Genomic DNA, 21,526 nt, shown 5'->3' on the forward strand with positions numbered 1-21,526 from the left:
GAATTTGGCTGAAGGAGATGATCATGTGCCAAAAACATTGACGAACACCGAACCCCAGCGCAAACCGAAGATCCCGGATTCTTTGTCCATTGCGCTGAAAAACGGTGGGCCGGTGGTGTGGGCTTCCTGCCTCATCATGGGCCTGGCCAATATCCTGAACGGCCAGCTGATCATGGGTCTGATCTATCTGGCGGTTGAGATTGGCGTGATCGTTTTTCTGGCAGTCCCCAATGGTGGCCTGTATTGGATCTCGATGCTGCCCAGCCTTGGCTGGCGCGAGCAGCAGAAGGTGTTCAACGAAAAGACCTTCGTCTACGAGTACGTTGCAGGCGACCAGTCCCAGCTGATCCTGCTGTACGGCATCGCTTCGCTGTGCGTCGTGGTGCTGCTGGTCCTGGTCTGGCAGTCCTCTGTCCGCAGCGGCTACCGCGCCGCCGCTCTGAAGAAGATGGGCGAACATGTGCCCAACTTCAAAGAGCAGCTGCGCAGTCTGCTGGACGAAAACGTCCACATGCTGCTGATGACCCCGCCGATGGCCTGCCTTGTGATCTTCACCATCCTGCCGCTGCTCTACATGATGAGCATGGCGTTCACCAACTACTCCAAAGAGGGCGATCACCTGGTCCTGTTCGACTGGGTGGGCCTGAAGAACTTCATGACCATCTTTGACTCCTCGTCGGTCATCGGCAAGCAGTTCGGCAGCGTGCTGCTCTGGACGCTGATCTGGGCGTTCTTTGCAACCTTCCTGAACTTCTTCCTTGGCACGATCGTGGCGCTCATCATCAACCGCCCGGCCATCAAGTTCAAGAGCTTCTGGCGCGGCTGCCTGTCCATGACGATCGCTGTGCCGCAGTTCGTTTCCCTGATGGTCGTCCGCTCGATGGTGCAGCCCGAAGGCATCGTGAACAAGATGCTGCTCAATGCGGGCTGGATCAGCCAGCGCCTGCCCTTCCTGGAGAATGTGACCTGGGCCCGCGTGCTGGTCATCGTCGTCAACCTGTGGGTCGGCATCCCGTATACCATCATGCAGGTCACGGGCATTCTGCAGAACATCCCCGCCGACCAGTATGAGTCTGCCCGCATCGACGGTGCAAACACCTTCCAGCAGTTCACCAACATCACGCTGCCCTACATGCTGTTCGTCATGACACCCTACCTCATCACCCAGTTCACGGGCAACATCAACAACTTCAACGTCATCTACCTGCTGACCCGCGGCGAGCCGATGTATGTCGGCAACTCTGCAGGCGGGACCGATCTGCTTGTCACCTGGCTGTACAAGCTGTCGGTCGATCAGCAGAAGTACAATCTGGCAGCCGTCATTGGCATCTTCACCTTTGTGGTGCTGTCCATTGTGTCTCTGGTCACCTATCGTTCCAGCGGCTCGTACAAGGATGAGGAGGGATTCAAGTAATGTCGAACAAAATCAAAGACGGCGGAATGCACGCCAAGCGCGTGATGGGCGATATTATTACGTATATCTTCCTGATCGTGCTGAGCGTCATCTGGCTGATCCCGTTCTTCTGGCTGGTGATGCAGTCCTTCCGTGACGGCAAGGGCCAGTTCATCTCGACCTTCCTGCCCAAGGCCTACACCGTGAACAACTACAAGGCGCTGTTCACGCAGTTTGACGTCATGAACTTCCCCCGGATGTTCATGAACACCTTCTTCATCGCCTGCTGCACCTGCGTCATCTCCACCTTCTTCGTGCTGAGTGTGGCGTACTGCACCAGCCGCCTGAAGTGGAAGATGCGCAAGCCTTACATGAACATGGCGATGATCCTGAACCTGTTCCCGGGCTTCATGACCATGATCGCCGTCTACTTCATCCTGAAGGCGCTGGGCATGACCGAGGGCAACCGCATCCCGCTGGCACTGATCATCTGCTTCTCGTCGGGTTCCGGTACCGGCTTCTTCGTGATGAAGGGCTTTATGGATACCATCCCGAAGGCGCTGGATGAGGCCGCCACCCTGGACGGCTGCACCCGCTGGCAGATCTTCACCAAGATCACGCTGCCGCTGAGCAAGCCCATGATCGTGTATCAGATCATCACCTCGTTCATGGCACCCTGGGTGGACTTCGTGTTCGCAAAGGTCATCTGCCGTACCAATTCGCAGTACTTCACGGTCTCCATCGGCCTGTGGAGCATGCTGGAAAAGGAATACGTCGATGCCTGGTTCGTCCGCTTCTGCGCAGGCGCGGTGCTGGTGTCCATCCCCATCGCGATCCTGTTCATGATCACCCAGAAATTCTATCAGGAGGCAATGAGCGGCGCAGTCAAGGGCTGATGCCCGGGCTGCCCCGTCCGATGCACCCGGAAAGGAGAACACCCCTATGGAAACTGTCAGGAAACGATCTTCCGGCATCAGCAGCAATGGGCTGCGGACATGGGGGATGTTCTTTCTTCTGGCCGGGATGCTGGGCAAAAGCATCCTGCAGAACGGTCTGCTGAACCTGGGCGCTGTCAGTTTCGGGCAGCTGCTGGAGCAGATGCAGACCTCCCGCGCAGCGATGCTGTATGCAACGCTGGCGCTGCTCCTGCAGGCCATGGAGACCTGTGCTGTGCCCATCTTCGCCTTTTTGCTGGTGGAAGGGGTAGAGCACACGTCCAGCCTGCGGAATTATGCGCTGCGTGTTGCAGGCCTGGCGGTTCTGAGCGAACTGCCGTATAACCTGGCGACCAGTGGGAAACTGCTGGACACGACCTCCCGCAACCCGGTGTTCGGGCTGGTGGTCTGTCTGGTGATGGTCTACCTGTACCAGAAATTCCCGGAGAAGAATGCACCGCATCTGCTGCTCCGGGTCCTGGTAACGGCTGCAGCAGTCATCTGGTGTTCCATGCTGTCCATCCGGTATGGAAACAGCACGGTGGTCCTTTTCGCCGCGCTGTGGGCGTTCCGGGGCAAAGGCTCCTTCCAGAGCCTTGTGGGCTCGGCAGTGTCCATCCTGTGCTGCATCTTCTCGCTGTTCTTCATGGCTGCGCCGATGGGCTTTCTGGCCATTCACTTTTACAACGGTGAAAAAGGCCCGGAAAACCGCATCGTCGATTCTCTGGCGTATCCGGCATTGCTGCTGGTCGTCGGCGCAGCAGGGCGGCTTTTGTTCTGAACCAGTCCCGCGTTTCCAGAGCTGACCTCATACCCATATTTATTTTCTCCTTCATCACGCCCATCGCTTCATCCCGATGGGGCCTGAGCCAGTTCGATTCACTGGTAAAGGAAAAGGGCGGCGCACCAAACGGTGCGCCGCCCTTTTTGTATATCAAAAGTTATTTGCTGCTTCTCTTTTTTGGGAGCTGGGACAGGTGGGAACAGATAGAAAATGTTGCTCATAATCCGTTGCCTTATTTGCATCGGCCGCTATATACTCATTACAATAATGATCGTATGATCTTCATGGAGAGGAGATACTTTTGGACGTTCAAAAAGCATTCGGGAAGAAGGTCCGGCAGTTACGGACCGAAAAGGGCTTAAGTCAAGAGAAGTTTGCATTGTTGATTGGCATGGATAGAACCTATCTTGCATCGGTAGAAGCTGGCAAAAGAAATATCTCGATCAGAAATATTCAAAAAATTGCAGAGGGACTAGAGGCGCCTCTGAGCAAACTGTTTGACGATTTGGAAGGAGAGTATGCAGATGGCTCAAAAGGACTTTCGAACCTATCATCGTCGGGAGACAACACGTAAAAGCGGGTATCATGCCTGCAATGAAACAACCGGTGGAGAATGCCGCATCCTCCACGCAGAACGCTATGTTGCCAAAGGCGATACCACAACATTTATATTTTCTCGCCCAGCGCTTGATGTTGTTGAACTTTTTGAAAAAGAAATTTCAATGATTGCTTTTGGAGGATATGTTTGTTCTTCTGAAAAAGCAGTGATTTCGCTGGAAATAAGCTATAACTATGAGGGGGTCCGGTATACTTTTAGTGGTAAGGAGAAGTGGATACTGGAACCTGATAGTTGGGCCAGCATTGGCATTCATGCAGAGCAACTGATCAACAAGGCTTCGCAGTTTCAGGGCATTGCTGTCAGAATGACAATATCAAGTAAACAAGGCAGCATTTTTGATTTTACCGCTTTTGATTTAGACGTGGTATCGAAAGAGGAATTCCAGGATACATCTTGTGCAGTGAGTTTTTACCAGAAAACAAATATGCATGTGCCCTATCTATATTATCTGCGTTCTGATCTGCCAATTGGCCGTTATCTTATCTCTAGGCAAGAATTTATCGAGGGAAGACGCGTTGTTGAAAAAAGCTGCAACCGTTGTGGGCGATACTTGCCGATCAATATGGATAATGAACTGAAGACGTTGAGCTTTTCGCTGCATTGCAAAAAACGTGCCCCCTGTGTGCACTCGACTTTTAGAGCGTATACAATACAAAACTATGCGGATTTAAAGGCGGCGGATCTCGAAGGCCTGAAAATTGAAGATGGAAAAGTTGTGTCTTATTATGGGCATCAGCTTGAATGCAAAGCTTGCAAAAAATTCTTTGTGAATACGCCTTTGAACCCACAGCGCAACGCGCAGCAATTTAAAGAAGATGGATTGAGACGAAGGGCAATTGAAGTATTGATCAACACACTTCTGGAGAAAAATCTCATTCACTTTGAATTTGAACGTCGTACCAAAAAGGAGTTTTCACGCTATATTTGGGAAAAATTTGACAGGCGCTGCTTCAAGTGCGGCCCGGATTCAAATCCGATCGCATTAGAGGAGATGGCATTGGACCATACTATGCCGCTGGCGTACCTTTATCGTTTGGATGAAACGGCGACCTGCTTGTGCAGCAGCCATAATTCCCAAAAGAGCGACCACTTCCCGGTAGACTATTATAGTGAAGAAGAACTTGTCAGACTGAGCGAAATTACTGGATTGTCCTTAGAGCAGCTTCAGAAAAAAGAGGTCAATCCGAAAGTTCTTGGTTTGCTCGTTGAAAATGTTGTGTGGTTCTATGATGAATTTTTAATGCAGCCGGAGTACCAAAAAGTAAGAGATGGCGTAAGGACCGCTGACAAAATCAATGATTCGTTAAAACGCATCATTTCTGGGAAAGTTGACCTTGCAGAAAAATATCGTGAAAAAACAGGGCACTATCCTACATCTGTAACGATCCGATAATTATAAAACGGGACTGGAAATATTCCAGTCCCGTTTTTGTGGTCACTTTTTCATCAAAAACAAGTATTGATGCTCAATTGTTTTTCCCTTGTCTTTGATCCCGTACTTTTCGATTTTTTGAACATTTTCAGTACCGCGATATACTTCAACAAAATATGGCGATGCTCGTTTTGAGAGTTCTTCTGCCATATCGATCGTTTCTGTTTTCCCGAGGTGGAGAATGACTTTTCCATTAGGGTTCAGAATGCTGGCACACATCTTGAAAAAAGGAACGTATACATCAAAATTTCTGCGCTGTTTTTGGTCAAGGAAGATGTTGTCTGCTTCCCTGTAATCTGCTTCTTCCCATCCGCACAGCCAAAGGCGCATCCAATTTTGCATATAAAAGCGCATGGAATCCGCAAATGGGGGAGAACAGATGATGGCGTCGGCAGAGATGTTGTGAGTTCCCAGCTCTTTGTAATCACCACATAGCGCTTTTCCGGGTTTATAATGATCAAAGTTCCCCTTTTGAAATGAAGCGTTCAACTTTTCTTTTATGTGCTCGACGACATTCTTATACACAAACTCACCAGTAGGAGCATACGGAGTAAGCGGATGCGAATTTCGAGAGAGGGCATAGGGTCTGTTGCCATGAAGTATATGCAGCAAGCAGGAAAAAACCATTGCCTCTGCAGAAGACAGCGTTTTGATCCGGGGCGCAAAATAGTTTCGTGCACAAAGGATCTCTCGGAAAGTGTCTTGGTGAAAATAGTCCGGCAGCTTTCCATTAAAGCCAAAGCTTTTGTATTTTTCAAGCTGTGCCTCAATGGTGGAGCTTTGTTTTTCCCGTGTGATATAAGAATGTAATGCATTCAAAACCTGAAGGCAGTTCGTTTCATCGGGCTTTTCAAGTTTTGCTTTTGACACACAAAAAGCAAGCTCACTTAAATCATTTCCAATTCCAATCCTGTTTTGAAGGCACGCTTCCAAAGGAATTGTACCAACACCGCATAATGGATCCACAACCGTATCTCCGGGCTCAGTGAACTGCTCCACCAGAAAATGAGCGATTGCAGGTTTCATCTTTCCATGATAGGAACACAGGGAATGCCAGGGATGCCCCCAATTTCGTCCCGAATATGGCTCGGATTTGTACGGTAGAGTACGCATGAAATTCTGCGCTTCACTGCGAAAAACTTCGTATGGAGAGGTCTTTTTATGAAGGCGGAATTTTAATAACCGCTGCGAAAGGACCATCCCATTTTTTGACCGACGTTCCCTTAAAATGACGTCGTCATATAATTGAAATCCATATGATTCGCAAATTTTGACGAGTATTTCGTGCGTGGGAATATGGACACCAGCAAACTGGGAATCTCCGATATCCATAATGAAATATCCACTGTCTTTCATTGCATGGGACAGGCGTTCAATTACGGCTTTCATATCATGAAAATAACCTGCAACCATGATTGGAATACGCTTATCGTAGGCAACTGGGATCAGTTTTTCGATGTATGGACGTATGATTTCTGGAACTTCAAAAGGAGCCATGCGGGAGGATACATTATTGATTCCTGCAATGATCCCCTTTGAGTGAAACATCGGCAAATCTTTTTCCGTGACAATGTGATCTGTGAGCTTCAACTCCAGTTTTGTGTTTCTGATATAGTTTGTTCCATTCAAATAGGGCGGAGATGTAATGACGCAATCAATTTTGTTCTCCATTACAATATCTCTGGCATCTTCTGCCAACCGAATGGTTTCGACGCGGGGATGACAAGCGTCATTTTCAATGTCTTCAATAGCTGTTTTGATTTTTGTGATAAAATTTGCAAAAATATTTTTATCATCCGGCTTTTTTTCGTTCGCTTTGGCAAAACGCAGATCACCTTGCCGAATCATTTTGGAAGCTCTGACGGTAACAGAAGCCAAAAGAATCAAGGCAATGCTTCTTGTATCAGGATCGGTGATTTTTTCGACTTTCATTTTTAAAGTCTGCAACTGTACAAGAACTTCTAGGTCAAAATATTTTTCGAAACCATCCCATGTGGCGGTGTCAATGCAAAGCTGATCGGGGATGCTTTCCAGTTCTTTTAAAAATTCCTTTAGATATCGGCTGCCGGTCCGACTGTCACGCAGGCGTTTCACCGAATTGATTTTTGCTTCGATGACCTGCTGCATAAAAGGATTGGTTTCGCAGTAGAGTGATTTGATTCCATGCGAGGAGGCAACCAACGGAGTAGTTCCTGAACCGCCAAAAGGATCAAGAATCGTATGAATATTTTCTGGCCCGATTTCCATTACGATATCTTCGACTAAACGGGAAGAATAGCCCTCCAGATAAGGATACCATCTATGGATGGGCTCTGCTTTATTTAAAACGAAGGTCGCGGCAGCCCTGGAATGATTGTTTCCCATTTAGTTCCTCTCTCGGTTGATGACGTTTCGCAACACCGTTAATGTTGCAATAAAAATAATTACAGATTTTGTCAATAATTCTGATCTTTGATCTTCTTCACTCCGTACCAACTATCACCGAAACAATACGATTTTTTCTATCACACTTTGGTATAGCAGCTCACACATTCGCAATGTTTTGTGCGGGGAAACAGATCCACCGGCTGCACCTTCTCGGCATGATACCCGTTCTGCTCCAGCCAGGCGGCGTCCCGGGCGGCGGTGGCGGGGTTGCAGCTCACGTAGACCACCCGGCGGGGGGACATGCGCACCACAGCCGAAAGGGTGGCTTCGTCGCAGCCCTTGCGGGGCGGGTCCAGCATCACCACGTCCGGGTGCAGGCCTTCGGCGGCAAGGCGCGTGGCGGCCTGGCCGGCGTCGGCACAGAAGAAGCGGCTCTTGGCGGCCACAGCATCGCCCATGCGGGCGGCGTTGGCCTTGGCGCTTTCAATGGCTTCGGGCACGATCTCCACGCCCACCAGCTCCCGGCAGCGGTCCACCATCGAAAGGCCGATGGTGCCCATGCCGCAGTAGAGGTCCAGCAGTGCATCGTCCGGCGTCAGCTGGGCGTACTCGGCGGCGATGCCGTAGAGCCGCTCGGCGGCGAGGGTGTTCACCTGATAGAAGGACAGCGGGCCCAGCTGCACCGGCACGCCGCAGAGAGTGTCCTCGATATAACCCGGGCCGTACAGGGTGTGGGTCTCGGTGCCCAGGATGACGTTGGTGTTCTTCGCGTTGACGTTGAGCAGGATGGTGCGGATGTCCGCAAACTGCTCCCGCAGGCGGGCGCAGAGCTCCTCGGCGTGGGGCAGCTTTGCTTTGGTGCAGACCAGGCACACCATGATCTGCCCGCTGTGGGCCCCGCGCCGCAGGAAAATGTGGCGCACAAGGCCCTTGCCGGTCTCCTCGCTGTAGGGCCGGATGCCCTTTTCGGCAAAAAAAGCACACAGCACATTGCCGATCTCGTTCAGCACGCCGGGCTGCAGTTTGCAGTCCGGGCAGGGGACGATGCGGTGGGTGCGGCCTGCGTAGAAGCCGATGCAGGGCCTGCCATTTTTGTCCAGCCCCACGGGGAACTGCACCTTGTTGCGGTAGCGGTCTTCCTCCGGCGAGCCCAGGATGGGCAGCACCGGCACCTCCAGCCCGCCGATGCGCGCAAAGGCGTCGGCCACGCTCTCCTGCTTGGCGCGCAGCTCGGCTTCGTAGCGCAGGTGGCGCAGGCTGCAGCCGCCGCAGGGGCCTGCCACGGTGCAATCCACCGGGATGCGGTCCGGCGAGGGGGTGAGCACTTCGTCCAGGATGCCGAAGGCATAGCGCTTGCAGTCCTTCACGATGCGCACGCGGGCCTCGTCGCCGGGGGCTGCGCCGGGGATGAACACGGCTTCGCCCTCCGGGCTGTGGGCCACGCCGCTGCCGTCGCTGGACAGGCGCTCCACCTGCAGGGTGAGGATCTGATTCTTCTGTAAGGGCATGGGGGTTCTCCTTTACTGGTGGTCACTGGGCGCCGGGTCGGCTGCGGCATCTGCCTGGGAGGCGAAATACTTGCTTGGCGGCATGCCCTTGGCGCGCTTGAAGACCCGCGAGAAATAGAACTGGTCAAAGAAGCCCACCGAGACAGCCACCTCGGCGATGGAGAGGTGGCCCGCGCGCAGCAGCTTGCAGGCTTCGTTGATGCGGTATTCCGTGAGGTAGTCGATGGGGCTCTTGCCGACGTTCAGCATGAACACACGGTAGAGGTGGCTGCGGGAGACGCCCACGCTCTTGGCCACGTCGTCGATGGAGATATCGTGGGAGTAGTTGAACTGGATGTACTTGATGGCGTTCAGGACGTACTGGCTGGAGGAGGACAAGGTGTGGGGCCGGCCTGCAATGGTCTCCTTCATCAGGGAGGCGATGAACAGGTAGAGATAGCCCACCATGGCGGCCTCGTCCTGCGGCTGCATCCCGCGGGCAGAGTAGATGTTGGCCAGCGCGACGCGCATGGCGTCCGGGTCCTGGGCACGGTGCACCGGGGCATCGTCCGCAAAGGGCAGCTGCGCCGCCAGCTTGTGGGCGCAGGCACCGTTGAAGCCTACCCAGCTGTACTCCCAGGGCTGCTGCTCGTCGGCCGTATAGCGGATGAGCTGGCTGGGCCGCGCGAAGAACAGATCGCCCGCGCTGACCTCCCAGGTGCGGCCGCTCACCTCAAACACACCTTTGCCCGAGAGCACCAGGTGGATGAGGTAATGGTCGCGGATGCCGGGGCCCCAGGTCTGGCCCGGGGCGCAGCGCTCGATGCCGCAATTGAAGATGGAAAGCTCGATGTTGTTCGTGTAATTTTGTTTGAAGGACTGCTTGTAAACGTCTGCCATGGCTGTTCTTTCCTCCGTCCTGTCACATTCTCACACCAGTATACCACAAATCCCCCTGCAAATTCAACAAAAGTACATCTTATTCTTTGAGCTGGACGCCAAAAATCGAGCGATTTCTGCAATAGAAATTGAAAACGGCAGGCGGATGCATTACAATAGGCATAACAAACCGACAAACGGCTTTCCAAGGGGCTGAACGGCCCGGGACGCAGGAGGAGGGATCGCAATGGCAACCAGTGCACAGCTCCGTCGCGAGATCGCGGCAGGCAGATGGGATGAAGCTCTCGGGGCGCTGTACGGGGCACAGCAGCTGCAGCGGCAGCGGGCACGGTACTGCGCGGCGCTGGAGCAGTTTGAGCTGTACTTTGGCCCGGGGCGGCAGGTGCAGGTGTACTCGGCACCGGGCCGCGCCGAGCTGGGCGGCAACCACACCGACCACCAGCACGGCTACGGCCTGGCGGCGGCGGTGACGCTGGACCTTGTGGCGGTGGCGGCCCGCAACGAGGACGGCTATGTGCGGGTCAAGAGCCGCGGCTTCAACAAGCTGGACGTCATCGACCTGACCGTTTCGGGCCCGCAGGCAGGGGAGAGCACCCACTCGGCCAGCCTCATCCGGGGCATCGCCGAAGGCTTCCGGGCGGCGGGCAAAACGGTGGGCGGCTTCGACGCCTACACGGCCAGCGATGTGCTGCGGGGCAGCGGCCTTTCCAGCTCGGCGGCGTTCGAGATGGGCATGGCGGCGGTGTGGAACGGCGAATACGGCTGCGGCCTTGCCCCGGCTCAGCTGGCAAAGATCTGCCAGTATGCCGAGAATACGTACTTCGGCAAGCCCAGCGGCCTGCTGGACCAGCTGACCAGCGCAGTGGGCGGCGTGATCTTTGCCGATTTTGCCGATCCGCAGGCCCCGGTCATCGAGAAGATCCACGCCGACGGTCTGCTGCCGCCGGGCATGTTCCTGTGCGTCACCGACACGCGGGGCAGCCACAGCGAGCTCACGGGGGAGTTTGCGGCCATCCGGCAGGAGATGGAGCAGGTGGCGGCGGCCCTGGGCAGGCAGGTGCTGGGCCAGGTGAAGGAGGCCGACTTCTGGGCGGCACTGCCCCGGCTGCGGCAGCGCTGCGGCGACCGGGCCGTGCTGCGGGCCATCCATTACTTTGAAGAAAACGCCCGGGCCCTTGCCCAGCGGGACGCCCTGCGGGCAAAGCGGTTTGCGGCGTTTGCGCAGCTGGTGCTGGAAAGCGGGCGCGCCTCCTTTGCGCTGTGCCAGAACGTCTACTGCAGCACGGACGTGCGGCACCAGGGGCTTTCGGTGGCGCTGGCGCTGAGCCAGAGCATCCTGCAGGGCAGCGGCGGCGCGTGGCGGATGCAGGGCGGCGGCTTTGCAGGCACCATCCAGGCCTATGTCCCGCAGGAAAGGCTGGCGCGCTACCGCAGCGAGATCGAGCGGGTGTTCGGCCCGGGCAGCTGCTATGTGCTCTGCCTGCGGGAGCACGGCGCGGTGCGGGTGATCTGAACGATCCGGACACAACAAAACGCCTCTGCGGAGTGATTCCACAGAGGCGTTTTTCATTGTAGGGGGAAGGGGGTCAGACGGTCGGGGTCTGGTCCTGCTCCTCTTTGTACCGTGCCGAGAGGAACTGCATCAGATCGGTGCCTTCCTGCGAGAAGCTGAACCGGTTCGAGAAGCGGTCGTAGATGTCCATGGCAAATCCGAAGCCGGTCTTGACCACGTTGAACAGGAGCATGGGCACAAAGGTGAACGAGAAGGAAATGAGCCCGCCCTCCCAGAACAGATCGTCCAGATGGAGACTGCCAAAGAACGCATCCAGTGCGTCGCGCAGCGGGCCGCCGCCGGAAACCTGCATCTGCTCATCCTCAGAAAGCGATGCATAGGAATGCGGCATTTGAAGATTTTTCATAGAGGTTCGACTCCTTTCCGGGTTATTCAAAGAGATCCAAAGGCTCAGGCCGCAGCAGCGGTCTCAGCGCCGCTGAAGTCCGGCATGGGGTTGAAGATATCGTCGTAGATGTTCTTCAGGCTGTTGTAGATGCTGTAAGCCTTGAGACCGGCCGAGATGCCGGCCAGGCCCACGACGCCGATGGCTGCGGCCTTGCTTGCGGGGGTGGCCAGCTTGCCCCAGGTGTGGTAGATCGTGCCGGCGAGAGAAAGGCCGTTCGTCTTGCCGGACTGGTACAGGTTGCTGATGTAGTTGAAGGAAGCATTGGTCAGCAGATAGCCGAAGTTGACGACCACGTTCATGCAGAACTGGGCGGCCTGCTCGGTGTCCAGGGTGAGATAGGTATTGCCGATCCGCGCAAGAATGATCTCCTCGCCGCCGCCAAGGTAGGTCATTTCATCTTCGGGAATAACGGCATAGTTCGCCGGCAGAAGCATCGTGTTCTCGTAGGGATGATCCATGATGGAAAAACTCCTTTCGCTCGCAGAGCCCGCATAAAGCGGACAATATACTATCTGAATTGTAGCATAATTGTACAAAAATAACAAGAGAGCGTGAGTTCAAAAAGATGATACATTTGTGAAGAAACTGTGAAGAAAAACGCCCAAAACCACACAGGAAAGCACAAAATATCTCAAAAATGCGCCGCAGCACCGCTGAAAAAATGTTCCGCCGCAGCTGCAAAAAAGCGCCCGCAGATCGGCTCTGCAGGCGCTCACGGAAAAGGGGAGAATGCGGTTTGGGTCAGTGCCGGGGTGCCCGCTCATACAAAGCGGTCAGCTCTGCGATGTGGGAAGCGAGGGAGGCCGGCAGCGGCTCACCCAGCCGCCACTGCCAGTTGGCACCCTGTGTGCTGGGGGTGTTGATGCGGGCCTCCGCGCCCAGGTGCAGCCAGTCGGCCAGCGGGATGACCGCCGTGTCCGACACGCTGGCAAGGCAGGCGCAGATCATGGCCTCGGTCAGGTCCTCCGGCTGGCAGCGCAGGTAGCGGCAGGCGTAGGCCACATCCTCGGCGCTGGCATTGGTGCGCCAGCCCTCGGTGGTCACGTTGTCGTGGGTGCCGGTGTACACCACGCTGCTGCGGGGGTAGGTGTGGGGCAGGTAGTTGCCGGACTCCCGGCTGTCGAAGGCGAACTGCATGATCTTCATGCCCGGGTAACCGCTGGCGGCCAGCATGGCCTTGACCTCCGGGGTCAGGTAGCCCAGGTCCTCGGCAATGATGCTGCCTTCGCCCAGCGCTTCGTGCATGGCGTGGATAAAGTCGCGGTCGGGGCCTTTTTCCCAGTGGCCGCCTGCCGCCGTCCGGTTCCCGGCGGGGATGGAGTAGTAGCTCTCAAAGCCGCGGAAGTGGTCGATGCGCACCACATCGTAGATGGAGGTGGCGTGCTTCATGCGCTGCTTCCACCAGGCAAAGCCGGTGGCCTTGTGGGTGGGCCAGTCGTACAGGGGGTTGCCCCAGAGCTGGCCGTCCGCCGCGAAAGCATCCGGCGGGCATCCGGCCACCTGGGTCAGGTGCATCCGGCCGTCGGTCTGGAACAGTTCCGGGTGGGTCCACAGGTCACTGGAGTCCGGGCTGACGTAGATGGGGATGTCGCCCACCAGCTGGATGCCCTTGCCGTTGGCGTAGGCCTTCAGGGCGTTCCACTGGGTGTAGAAGAAGAACTGCACCGCCTTGTAGTAGTTGACGCTTTCGGCCAGGGCGGCCTCGGCGGCGGCCAGTGCTTCCGGCTCGCGGCAGCGCAGTTCGTCCGGCCAGTCGGCAAGGCCCGCCTGACCCTGGGCGGCCTTGACCGCCATGAACAGGGCGTAATCCTCCAACCAGAAGTCCTGCGCGTCGCAGAAATCTTCATAGGCGGGGGTGGGGGCAGCCAGCAGCCGGTCGGCCGCCTTCTTCAGCAGCACCGGCCGCTCGTTGTAGAGCGCACCGTAGTCGATGGGCCCCACGGGCTGTGCGGCGGGCACCTCGTCGGCGGTGAGCAGGCCGTCTGCGGCCAGCAGACGGTAATCAATGAAATAGGGGTTCCCGGCAAAGGCGGAGAAGCTCTGGTAAGGGCTGTCGCCGTAGCCGGTGGGGCCGATGGGCAGGATCTGCCAGTAAGTCTGTTTGGCCTCGGCGAGAAAATCAACGAACGCAAAGGCCTCTTTTCCCAGTGTGCCGATCCCGAAGGGCCCCGGCAGGCTGAAAACGGGCATCAGAATGCCGCTTGCACGCATAGTGTGCGCACCTCCTTAGCCCTTCACAGCGCCTGCGACCACACCTTCAATGATGTATTTCTGGCAGGTCGCGTACAGGATGATGATGGGAATGATCGCGATGATGATGCAGGCCATCATGGGGGCCAGCTCCACGCGGCCGTAACCGCCGCGGAAATACTGGATGGCCATGGGGATGGTGCGGTACTTCTTGATGTCCAGCACCAGGGTGGGCAGCAGGTAGTCGTTCCACACCCACATCGTTTCAAGGATGGCGGTGGAGATCATGGTGGGCTTCAGGATGGGGAAGACGATCTTGAAGAAGATCTGGATGGGGTTGCAGCCGTCGATCATGGCTGCTTCCTCGATCTCCATGGGAACGCTTTTCATAAAGCCGGTGAACATGAACACGGCCAGACCGGCGCCGAAGCCCAGATAGATGATGCAGATGTTCCACGGGGTGTTCAGCTTGAGCTGGTCAGCGGTCTTGGACAGGGTGAACATGACCATCTGGAAGGGGACCACCATGGAGAAGACGATGAGCAGGTTCATGAACTTGCTCAGCTTGTTGTTCACGCGGGTGAGGTACCAGCCGGTCATGGAGCAGCACAGCAGGATCAGCACGACGCTGGAAATGGTGATGACAAGGCTGTAGCCCAGGCTGGACAGAAAGCCCATCTTGGTCACGCCGTAAACGTAGTTGGAAAGGCCCGCAAAGGTCTCGGCGGTGGGCAGCTTGAACACCGTGGAGGTGGTGAAGGTGCCCTCTTTCTTCAGGCTGTTCAGCAGGATCAGCACGATGGGGTAGATCCACAGCAGGCACAGCAGGCTCATGATGACCGTGAGAACGTTATCCCACATTTTCTTTTGTTTCGGCATTACTGCTGCACCTCCTTGGAGCGGGTAAAGTGGAGCTGGATGAGGGAGATGACCACCACGATCAGGAAGAACACCACGGCCTTTGCCTGGCCGATGCCCTTCCACTGAGCGCCGGAGCGGCCATAGAAGGTGTTGTAGATGTTCAGGGCCAGCATTTCACTGGCGTTGGCGGGCTCACCGGCGGTCAGGGCCACGTTCTGGTCAAACAGCTTGAAGCTGTTGGTCAGGGTGAGGAAGGTGCAGATGGTCACGCTGGGCATGACCATGGGGATCTTGATCTTGAACAGGACCTCCCGGTCATTGGCGCCGTCGATCTTGGCGGCCTCGATCAGGTCGCCGGGCACGCTCTGCAGGCCGGCCACGTAGATGATCATCATGTAGCCGATCTGCTGCCAGCACATCAGGATGACCAGACCGATGAAACCAGCCTTGGCGTCCAGCGCCAGCAGGGGCTTCTGCAGGTTTGCCAGCACGCCGTTGAGCAGGATCTGCCAGATATAGCCCAGCAGGATGCCGCCGATCAGGTTGGGCATGAAGTAGACGGTACGGAAAAGGTTAGTGCCCTTGATGCCGCGGGTCAGCACCAGCGCGATGGCGAAGGCACACACGTTGATGAGCACGGTGCTCACCACGGTGAACACCGCAGTAAAGCCGAACGCATGCAGGAAGGTGGAATCCTGGAACACCGAGATGTAGTTCTGGATGCCCACAAAGGTAGTCTTGGACACGGTAGTGAACCGCTGGAAGGACAGATAGGTGCCCCAGATAAAGGGCCAGATGAAGCCGATGATGAACGCGATGAGGGTAGGCAGCACGAACACCGGCCAGTATTTGCTGATGGCTTTTTGCATGTGATGTACCTCCTGAACAAAAAAGGGAGGCGGGGCGAACTTCTTCGCCCGCCTCCCGATTCAATTCATTGAAATGATGGGAGTCTTGCGGCTTAGCCGTTGGCCAGCTTGTACTCGGAAGCCCAGCCGTCCACGAAGGCGGTGACCACGGCATCCCAGTCGCCGGTGCCTGCTGCGTAAGCGGTCAGAGCAGAACCAACACCGTTCTTCCACTCCTCGGAAGGCATGGTGGAGAAGCACCAGTCAACACTGGTCTTGCCGGCTGCAACGTAGTCGTTTGCAATGGCGATCAGGGGGTTGGTGGAGTCCTTTGCCTTCTTGAAGGGGATGACGAAGCCCATCTTGTCAGCCATCGCGCTGGTGCCGGCCTCAGAGGTGACACACCAGTACAGGAAGTCCAGAGTAGCCTGGATATCAGCCTCGCTGGACTGATTGTTCACACACCAGTAGTTCTCGGAACCGGTGCACAGGCCCTGATTCTCCTCGCCATCCACACCGATGTAGATGGGCAGCATGCCCAGATTGTCGTCGCCCAGATCCTTCACATCGCTGTAAGCCCAGGTGCCGTTCTGGTAGAACACAGCCTTCTTGCCCACGAACTCAGCCACAGCGTCGTTGCCGGTCTTGGAAGCCAGCAGGGTGGGGTCGCAGGTGGAATCGGTGATGTACAGGTCCCAGATCTGCTTGTAGTTGTCCAGATAGGTGCCCTTGATGGCATCGGTAGAGCTGATGCCGTCTGCCTTGTACTCGTAGTAGATGGGCAGGTTTGCCAGATGGGTCTTGAAGCGCCAGTCAGAAGAACCGTCCATGCCGGCAGAGGTGAAAGCACCGTCCACGCCCAGCTCAGCCTTGCGGGCCTGGATGTCGTCGGCGACCTTCTTCAGATCGGCAAAGCCCTTGATGTCGTCCTGGGTGTAACCGGCGGCAGTCAGCAGCTCCTTGTTGTAGATGATGCCGTAGGTCTCGATGACGTATGCGATGCTGGTAACGGCGTCGCCGTCCTTCAGGGCGAAGGAATCGCTGGTCAGCTCACCGTACAGCTGGCTGCCGGACAGGTCGTAGCAGTAATCCTTCCAGTTGGCCAGACCCACAGGGCCGTTCACCTGGAACAGGGTGGGAGCCTCGCTCTTTTCCATCTCGCTCATCAGGGTGGTCTCGTACTGGCCGGAAGCGGCGGTGACAACGGTCACAGGCACGCCGGTCTCCTTGGTGTACTCAGCGGCCAGATCCTGCCAATCCTGATCCTGCTCGGGCTTGAAGTTCAGGTAGTAGACCTTGCCGTCTGCACCGGAAGCAGCCGTGCTGGAAGCAGCGGCAGAACCGGAAGCAGCAGTGGAAGTGCTGCTGGAGGAGCCGCCGCAGGCAGCCAGGCCCAGAGCAGCGGCAGAAACGCCGGCAGCCTTCAGGAAGTTACGACGAGTGATCATCTTTTTCATAATAAGTTCTCCTTCTTATTAAATTGTAAATGATGAACTATTTGATCTCCGTCCCGTGACGGAGGGGATACAAGATTCAGATGGCTCTAACGCTCTCGCCCCGCTGCAGCTCGGGCTGCAGGGTGATGGTCTGGGCCGGGGCACCGTGCTCGATCTGCCGCACCAGAAGCTCGATGCTCTGCAGGGCGATCTGCTCACTGGGCTGCACGATGGTGGTCATCACCGGCACGCAGTAGCGGGACATCGTGATGCCGTCGAAGCCGATCACCGAAACATCTTCCGGTACCCGGAACCCGGCGCTCACCAGCGCCCGGATGGCACCGAAGGCGATCACATCGCTCATGGCGAACAGGGCAGTGAACTCAGCCCGGCGGGCCAGCAGACTGTTCATGGCGTGGTAGGCGGATTCGAAATCGTAGTTGGACAGGCCGTAGAGGTTGTCGTTGAACTGGATGCCCGCATCCCGCATGGCCTGCTGTGCGCCTTCCCGGCGCATCATGCTGGGGTAGCTCGTGACCGGCCCGCCCAGCACGGCGATCTTGCTGTGGCCCTGCTGGATGAGGTAGGACACCGCCTGATAAGAGGCTGCCCGGTCGTCCACGCCCACCATGGACAGGTTGGGGAAGTTCAGCTTGTCGGATACCAGCGTGGCCAGCACCGAAGGGACGCTGATGCTTGCAAACCCTTTCTGGAAGTTCGACACGCTGCCGCCCAGGAAGATCATGCCTTTGGGCTTGATCTCGCGCAGGATCTTTTCGGCGGCGTCGATCTCGTTGGCGTTCTCGTCCAGGTAGGAGACGATGCCGTTGTACCCGTAAAGGGTGGCGGCCCGCTGCAGCTGCACCAGAAAATCCGAGAAGAAAATGTTCCGGGTGCCTTTGACCACGAACGCCAGGCTGCGCGACTGCTGGATCTTCAGCTGACGGGCGTTGGTGTTGGGCACGAACCCGGCGTCCCGCATCACCTTCAGGACATGCTCTTTTGTCTCCGGGCGGACGTCCGGGCGGTCGTTGATGACACGGGAAATGGTGCTCACCGAACAGCCGCTGATCCGCGCAATGTCCTTGATGGTCATGTTCGGCATGTCGGTGTTCCTCACTTTCGGTCGGATATTCGGGAACGTTGTCGGGAACGTTTCCAGTGGCTATAGTATGGCATAATTTGTATAAAAAATCAATAGCGAAAAAACACTTTCGTGCAACCTGTACATCCAGACCAACCACTTTTGTGCAGGTTGATTTGCCCACAAAGCAAAACGCGCCGGTTGAACCGAAAATTACCGGGATAAAGCAGAATGCGCCGGGAGGACCGTACCGTTTTGTAACTTTTTGCACGGATGGTGCAGGAATATGGAATCTTGTACACAAGAAAAGATTCCGGAAACGGTACCGCTTGGGAAGGGTCAAAGACTCCAAACTTTCACAGTTGGCAAAAGTTCCGTAGGGAAGGGAGCTTCCGGCCCATGAAAACGCAAAAAAGCGCTTTCACCTTGTCATCGGTGAAAGCGCTTTGCTGATTGCTGATTATTCTGATTGGGTTGATTCTTTAAAGATTAGTCGCTGACGTAGGGCATCAGAGCAACGTGACGAGCACGCTTGATGGCGATGGTCAGTGCGCGCTGATGATAAGCGCAAGTGCCGGTCACACGGCGGGGAATGATCTTTGCACGCTCAGAGACGTACTTACGCAGACGGGGCACGTCCTTGTAATCGATGGTGTCGATGCGATCGACACAGAAGCTGCAAACCTTCTTGCGGCCGCGGCGCATGGGGCGGGCGGGGCGAGAGCCTTCGGTTCTTTCAAAAGCCATTGCTTATTACCTCCTATTGGATTTTTCACGGGTTGACCGTTTCGTGTCAGAACGGCAGGTCGTCGCTGTCGTCGATGACGGCGAAATCGTCTGCGTTGCCGGCGGAATAGCTGGGAGCTGCCTCCACAGCGGCCGGGCGGGCAGGCGCTGCGTTCTGGTAGGACGGAGCAGAATTCTGATAGCCTGCTCCATCGCCTGCATTGCTGTTCTTGGGGCCTGCAAAGTTGATGTTATTGGCAACCACTTCCACGGCCGTGCGGTTTGCACCGGTCTTGTCCTGATAGGTGCGGGACTGCAGTCGGCCGTCCACAACGATCAGAGAACCCTTCTGGAAATAGCGGCAGACGAATTCAGCCTGCCGGTCCCAGGCAACAACGTCGATCCAGTCTGCAACGCTCTGGCCGTTGGCGTCGCGGCGCCCGCGGTCACATGCAATGCGGAAAGAAGCAACATTTTTGCCGGTCGTAGTCTGGCGCATCTCGGGATCCCGCGCAAGGCGGCCCATGATAGCAACAACATTCAACATTTTACGGTCTCCCTTTCTGTCACAGAGAAATTACTCCTCGTGAGCAACGATCAGGCTGCGCATGACACCCTCGGTGATCTTGTACACACGGTCCAGCTCAGCGGGGAAGCTGGGCTCGCTGGTGAAGTTGATCACGGTGTAAACGCCTTCCTCCTCGTCGTTGATGGGGTAGGCCAGACGGCGCTTGCCCCACTCGTCGATGGAATCGATCGTACCGTTAGCCTCGATCAGGGTCTTGAACTTACCCACCAGAGCGGCGGTAGCCTCCTCGTCGAGAGCGGCGCTGGTAATCAGCATGGTTTCGTACTTTGCCATTTTGTAGCACCTCCTTTTGGACTTAAGGGTCCTGCAATCACAGGACCAAGGGTACACAGCGGATGCGGCGTCGCTTCTGCTGTGCGGCGTGTCTGTTCAGACAGCAATTTATTATAGCAAGTGGGATGGATTCTGTCAAGAGATTTTCGAAAAAAGATGCAACAAAAAATATTTTGATTTTTTTGTGAAAGAAGACTATAATAGAATCGCTTTGGGGAGAGGGCGAACCGCCAAAACCTGAGAAAGGGGATTCTTCTGCGATGGATATCCTCTCTCCCGAAAGCAGCAAAGGGATAAAAAATATATTGTTAAAGTAAAGGAAGGATGCATCGTGACTTCGGTTTTCCGTGATCTGGCGATCATTATTCTGAGCGCAAAATTCTGCGGCCTGGTGGCCCGCAAGTGCAAGGCCCCCCAGGTGGTGGGCGAGATCCTGGCCGGTCTGCTCATCGGCCCGTGCGTGCTCAACCTGGTGCAGACCAATGACTCCATCTCCACCTTTGCCGAGATCGGCGTGGTGCTGCTGATGTTCTCCACCGGCCTTGGCACCAACCTCAAGGAGCTCATCAAGGCGGGCCCCATCGCCACCCTGATCGCCTGCGTGGGCGTGTTCGTCCCGCTGGTGGGCGGCACCTTATTATACAGCGCCTTCTACGGCTTCTCGGCCGTGGGCAGCCCTGAGTTCTACCGCGCGCTGTTCATCGGCACCATCATGACGGCCACCAGCGTGTCCATCACGGTGGCCACCCTGCAGGAGATGGGCCACCTGAAAAGCTTCCTGGGCACCACCATCGTCAGCGCCGCTGTCATTGATGACGTCATCGGCATCGTGGTGCTCACCTGCGTGCTGGGCGCAAGCTCCGGCACCGGTACGGGTCTGGGCAAGGTGCTGGTCAACACGCTGCTGTTCTTTGCCACCGCTGTGGGCGTGGGCCTTGCGGTGCACTACGGCATGAAGTGGCTGGACAAGCGCAACCCCCACACCCAGCGCATCACCATCGTCAGCATGGCCTTCTGCTTTGCCATGGCCTACATCGCTGAGGAATACTTCGGCATTGCCGATATTACCGGCGCCTACATTGCCGGCATCGTGCTGTGCACCATGGACGATGCATCCTATGTGGAGCGCCGCGTGGATATCAGCAACTATGTGCTGTTCGCGCCAGTGTTCTTTGCGTCCATCGGCCTCAAGACCGACATCAGCGGCCTGACGCCGGAGATCCTGCTGTTCTGCATCTGCTTCGTCATCGTGGCGCTGATCACCAAGATCATCGGCTGCGGCCTGGCCGCGAAGCTCTGCCGCTTCAACTGGGGCGATTCCCTCAAAGTGGGCGTCGGCATGATGACCCGCGGCGAGGTGGCGCTGATCGTGGCCCAGAAGGGCCTTGCCATCGGCGTGGTGGATGCGGTGTACTTCACGGCCGTCATCCTGCTGATCGTGGTGTCCAGTGTGGCGACCCCGCTGGTGCTGAAGGCGCTGTTCACCAAGCACCCGCCCGTGCCGCATCCCAGCCAGGTAAAATAAATGATGTTGCTGCGCAAATGATGTGGCTTACGCCATGATGTCTGCTGCGCAGATGATGTGCACCGCACAGCGGTGCAATGAAAACACCCCGGAAGCTTTCGCGTTCCGGGGTGTTT

Annotated in this window: 20 protein-coding genes; 7 read left to right on the plus strand and 13 right to left on the minus strand. The window is 56.3% G+C overall.

All coding sequences use genetic code 11. The features are described from left to right. The first annotated feature begins 25 nt into the window (after window positions 1–25). The 5 genes from CGS49_RS10775 (at window position 26) to CGS49_RS10795 (ending at window position 5,124) form a co-directional block, all read left to right on the plus strand. A complete protein-coding gene (locus tag CGS49_RS10775; RefSeq protein ID WP_242975447.1) occupies window positions 26–1,414 on the plus strand; it encodes a carbohydrate ABC transporter permease in 1,389 nt (462 codons plus the stop codon). Then, complete coding sequence (locus tag CGS49_RS10780; protein WP_242975448.1) at window positions 1,414–2,289, plus strand: sugar ABC transporter permease; 876 nt, start codon at window positions 1,414–1,416, stop codon at window positions 2,287–2,289. Before CGS49_RS10775 ends, CGS49_RS10780 begins: the two co-directional genes overlap by 1 nt. A gap of 46 nt (window positions 2,290–2,335) precedes the next feature. Next, window positions 2,336–3,109: a TraX family protein gene (locus CGS49_RS10785; protein WP_097801808.1), complete on the plus strand. Its 774-nt coding sequence runs from the start codon at window positions 2,336–2,338 to the stop codon at window positions 3,107–3,109. A gap of 304 nt (window positions 3,110–3,413) precedes the next feature. Next, a complete protein-coding gene (locus CGS49_RS10790; protein ID WP_097801809.1) occupies window positions 3,414–3,686 on the plus strand; it encodes a helix-turn-helix domain-containing protein in 273 nt (90 codons plus the stop codon). Next, window positions 3,637–5,124 carry a hypothetical protein gene (locus CGS49_RS10795; RefSeq protein ID WP_143405857.1) on the plus strand — a complete coding sequence of 496 codons (1,488 nt, stop codon included), beginning with the start codon at window positions 3,637–3,639 and terminating at the stop codon, window positions 5,122–5,124. Before CGS49_RS10790 ends, CGS49_RS10795 begins: the two co-directional genes overlap by 50 nt. Before the next feature lie 42 nt (window positions 5,125–5,166). Here the strand turns inward: CGS49_RS10795 and CGS49_RS10800 are convergent, their stop codons facing one another. The 3 genes from CGS49_RS10800 to CGS49_RS10810 all read right to left on the minus strand — a co-directional run bounded on the left by CGS49_RS10800 (window position 5,167) and on the right by CGS49_RS10810 (window position 9,917). Continuing rightward, window positions 5,167–7,527, minus strand: a complete 2,361-nt coding sequence (locus tag CGS49_RS10800; RefSeq protein WP_097801811.1) for a DNA methyltransferase — start codon at window positions 7,525–7,527, stop codon at window positions 5,167–5,169. A 140-nt stretch (window positions 7,528–7,667) separates the two neighbouring features. Then, a complete protein-coding gene (gene rlmD, locus CGS49_RS10805) occupies window positions 7,668–9,038 on the minus strand; it encodes a 23S rRNA (uracil(1939)-C(5))-methyltransferase RlmD (protein ID WP_097801812.1) in 1,371 nt (456 codons plus the stop codon). A 12-nt stretch (window positions 9,039–9,050) separates the two neighbouring features. After that, window positions 9,051–9,917: an AraC family transcriptional regulator gene (locus CGS49_RS10810; RefSeq protein WP_097801813.1), complete on the minus strand. Its 867-nt coding sequence runs from the start codon at window positions 9,915–9,917 to the stop codon at window positions 9,051–9,053. Between the two features lie 226 nt (window positions 9,918–10,143). Here CGS49_RS10810 and CGS49_RS10815 point away from each other — a divergent pair, with 226 nt between their 5' ends. After that, a complete protein-coding gene (locus CGS49_RS10815) occupies window positions 10,144–11,430 on the plus strand; it encodes a galactokinase (protein ID WP_097801814.1) in 1,287 nt (428 codons plus the stop codon). A gap of 73 nt (window positions 11,431–11,503) precedes the next feature. Here CGS49_RS10815 and CGS49_RS10820 read toward each other — a convergent pair whose 3' ends face one another. The 10 genes from CGS49_RS10820 to rpsF all read right to left on the minus strand — a co-directional run bounded on the left by CGS49_RS10820 (window position 11,504) and on the right by rpsF (window position 19,885). Further along, the gene (locus CGS49_RS10820) at window positions 11,504–11,836 is read right to left on the minus strand and encodes a hypothetical protein (RefSeq protein ID WP_097801815.1); all 333 of its coding nucleotides are present in this window, start codon (window positions 11,834–11,836) and stop codon (window positions 11,504–11,506) included. Window positions 11,837–11,880: 44 nt separating this feature from the next. Further along, the gene (locus CGS49_RS10825; RefSeq protein ID WP_097801816.1) at window positions 11,881–12,336 is read right to left on the minus strand and encodes a hypothetical protein; all 456 of its coding nucleotides are present in this window, start codon (window positions 12,334–12,336) and stop codon (window positions 11,881–11,883) included. A gap of 283 nt (window positions 12,337–12,619) precedes the next feature. Further along, entirely contained in the window at window positions 12,620–14,089 is a 1,470-nt protein-coding gene (gene malQ, locus CGS49_RS10830; RefSeq protein ID WP_097801817.1) for a 4-alpha-glucanotransferase, read from the minus strand. A gap of 15 nt (window positions 14,090–14,104) precedes the next feature. Then, window positions 14,105–14,947, minus strand: a complete 843-nt coding sequence (locus CGS49_RS10835) for a carbohydrate ABC transporter permease (RefSeq protein ID WP_097801818.1) — start codon at window positions 14,945–14,947, stop codon at window positions 14,105–14,107. Continuing rightward, complete coding sequence (locus CGS49_RS10840; protein ID WP_097801819.1) at window positions 14,947–15,798, minus strand: carbohydrate ABC transporter permease; 852 nt, start codon at window positions 15,796–15,798, stop codon at window positions 14,947–14,949. The genes CGS49_RS10835 and CGS49_RS10840 overlap by 1 nt, the downstream gene beginning before the upstream one ends. 92 nt (window positions 15,799–15,890) lie before the next feature. Beyond that, entirely contained in the window at window positions 15,891–17,234 is a 1,344-nt protein-coding gene (locus CGS49_RS10845) for an ABC transporter substrate-binding protein (protein ID WP_097801820.1), read from the minus strand. Between the two features lie 76 nt (window positions 17,235–17,310). Continuing rightward, a complete protein-coding gene (locus tag CGS49_RS10850; RefSeq protein ID WP_097801821.1) occupies window positions 17,311–18,318 on the minus strand; it encodes a LacI family DNA-binding transcriptional regulator in 1,008 nt (335 codons plus the stop codon). A 468-nt stretch (window positions 18,319–18,786) separates the two neighbouring features. Next, window positions 18,787–19,044, minus strand: a complete 258-nt coding sequence (gene rpsR / locus CGS49_RS10855; RefSeq protein ID WP_015538096.1) for a 30S ribosomal protein S18 — start codon at window positions 19,042–19,044, stop codon at window positions 18,787–18,789. A 46-nt stretch (window positions 19,045–19,090) separates the two neighbouring features. Continuing rightward, window positions 19,091–19,570 carry a single-stranded DNA-binding protein gene (locus CGS49_RS10860; RefSeq protein WP_097801822.1) on the minus strand — a complete coding sequence of 160 codons (480 nt, stop codon included), beginning with the start codon at window positions 19,568–19,570 and terminating at the stop codon, window positions 19,091–19,093. A gap of 30 nt (window positions 19,571–19,600) precedes the next feature. Next, window positions 19,601–19,885 carry a 30S ribosomal protein S6 gene (gene rpsF, locus CGS49_RS10865; protein WP_097801823.1) on the minus strand — a complete coding sequence of 95 codons (285 nt, stop codon included), beginning with the start codon at window positions 19,883–19,885 and terminating at the stop codon, window positions 19,601–19,603. Between the two features lie 331 nt (window positions 19,886–20,216). Between rpsF and CGS49_RS10870 the strand changes: the two genes are divergently transcribed. Then, window positions 20,217–21,410 (plus strand): cation:proton antiporter, encoded by a 1,194-nt coding sequence (locus CGS49_RS10870; RefSeq protein WP_097801824.1) that lies wholly within the window; start codon window positions 20,217–20,219, stop codon window positions 21,408–21,410. Window positions 21,411–21,526 lie beyond the last annotated feature (116 nt).

It is taken from the genome of Faecalibacterium langellae (genome assembly GCF_002549775.1).
Taxonomy (GTDB): domain Bacteria; phylum Bacillota; class Clostridia; order Oscillospirales; family Ruminococcaceae; genus Faecalibacterium; species Faecalibacterium langellae.

Coding starts and splice junctions, on each gene's coding strand:
- malQ (WP_097801817.1), bottom strand. CDS start 14,089: ATGCGTGCAAGCGGCATTCTGATGCCCGTTTTCAGCCTGCCGGGGCCC.
- CGS49_RS10840 (WP_097801819.1), bottom strand. CDS start 15,798: ATGCAAAAAGCCATCAGCAAATACTGGCCGGTGTTCGTGCTGCCTACC.
- CGS49_RS10785 (WP_097801808.1), top strand. CDS start 2,336: ATGGAAACTGTCAGGAAACGATCTTCCGGCATCAGCAGCAATGGGCTG.
- CGS49_RS10815 (WP_097801814.1), top strand. CDS start 10,144: ATGGCAACCAGTGCACAGCTCCGTCGCGAGATCGCGGCAGGCAGATGG.
- CGS49_RS10835 (WP_097801818.1), bottom strand. CDS start 14,947: ATGCCGAAACAAAAGAAAATGTGGGATAACGTTCTCACGGTCATCATG.
- CGS49_RS10850 (WP_097801821.1), bottom strand. CDS start 18,318: ATGCCGAACATGACCATCAAGGACATTGCGCGGATCAGCGGCTGTTCG.
- rpsR (WP_015538096.1), bottom strand. CDS start 19,044: ATGGCTTTTGAAAGAACCGAAGGCTCTCGCCCCGCCCGCCCCATGCGC.
- CGS49_RS10795 (WP_143405857.1), top strand. CDS start 3,637: ATGGCTCAAAAGGACTTTCGAACCTATCATCGTCGGGAGACAACACGT.
- CGS49_RS10820 (WP_097801815.1), bottom strand. CDS start 11,836: ATGAAAAATCTTCAAATGCCGCATTCCTATGCATCGCTTTCTGAGGAT.
- rlmD (WP_097801812.1), bottom strand. CDS start 9,038: ATGCCCTTACAGAAGAATCAGATCCTCACCCTGCAGGTGGAGCGCCTG.
- CGS49_RS10845 (WP_097801820.1), bottom strand. CDS start 17,234: ATGAAAAAGATGATCACTCGTCGTAACTTCCTGAAGGCTGCCGGCGTT.
- CGS49_RS10800 (WP_097801811.1), bottom strand. CDS start 7,527: ATGGGAAACAATCATTCCAGGGCTGCCGCGACCTTCGTTTTAAATAAA.
- rpsF (WP_097801823.1), bottom strand. CDS start 19,885: ATGGCAAAGTACGAAACCATGCTGATTACCAGCGCCGCTCTCGACGAG.
- CGS49_RS10825 (WP_097801816.1), bottom strand. CDS start 12,336: ATGGATCATCCCTACGAGAACACGATGCTTCTGCCGGCGAACTATGCC.
- CGS49_RS10810 (WP_097801813.1), bottom strand. CDS start 9,917: ATGGCAGACGTTTACAAGCAGTCCTTCAAACAAAATTACACGAACAAC.
- CGS49_RS10780 (WP_242975448.1), top strand. CDS start 1,414: ATGTCGAACAAAATCAAAGACGGCGGAATGCACGCCAAGCGCGTGATG.
- CGS49_RS10860 (WP_097801822.1), bottom strand. CDS start 19,570: ATGTTGAATGTTGTTGCTATCATGGGCCGCCTTGCGCGGGATCCCGAG.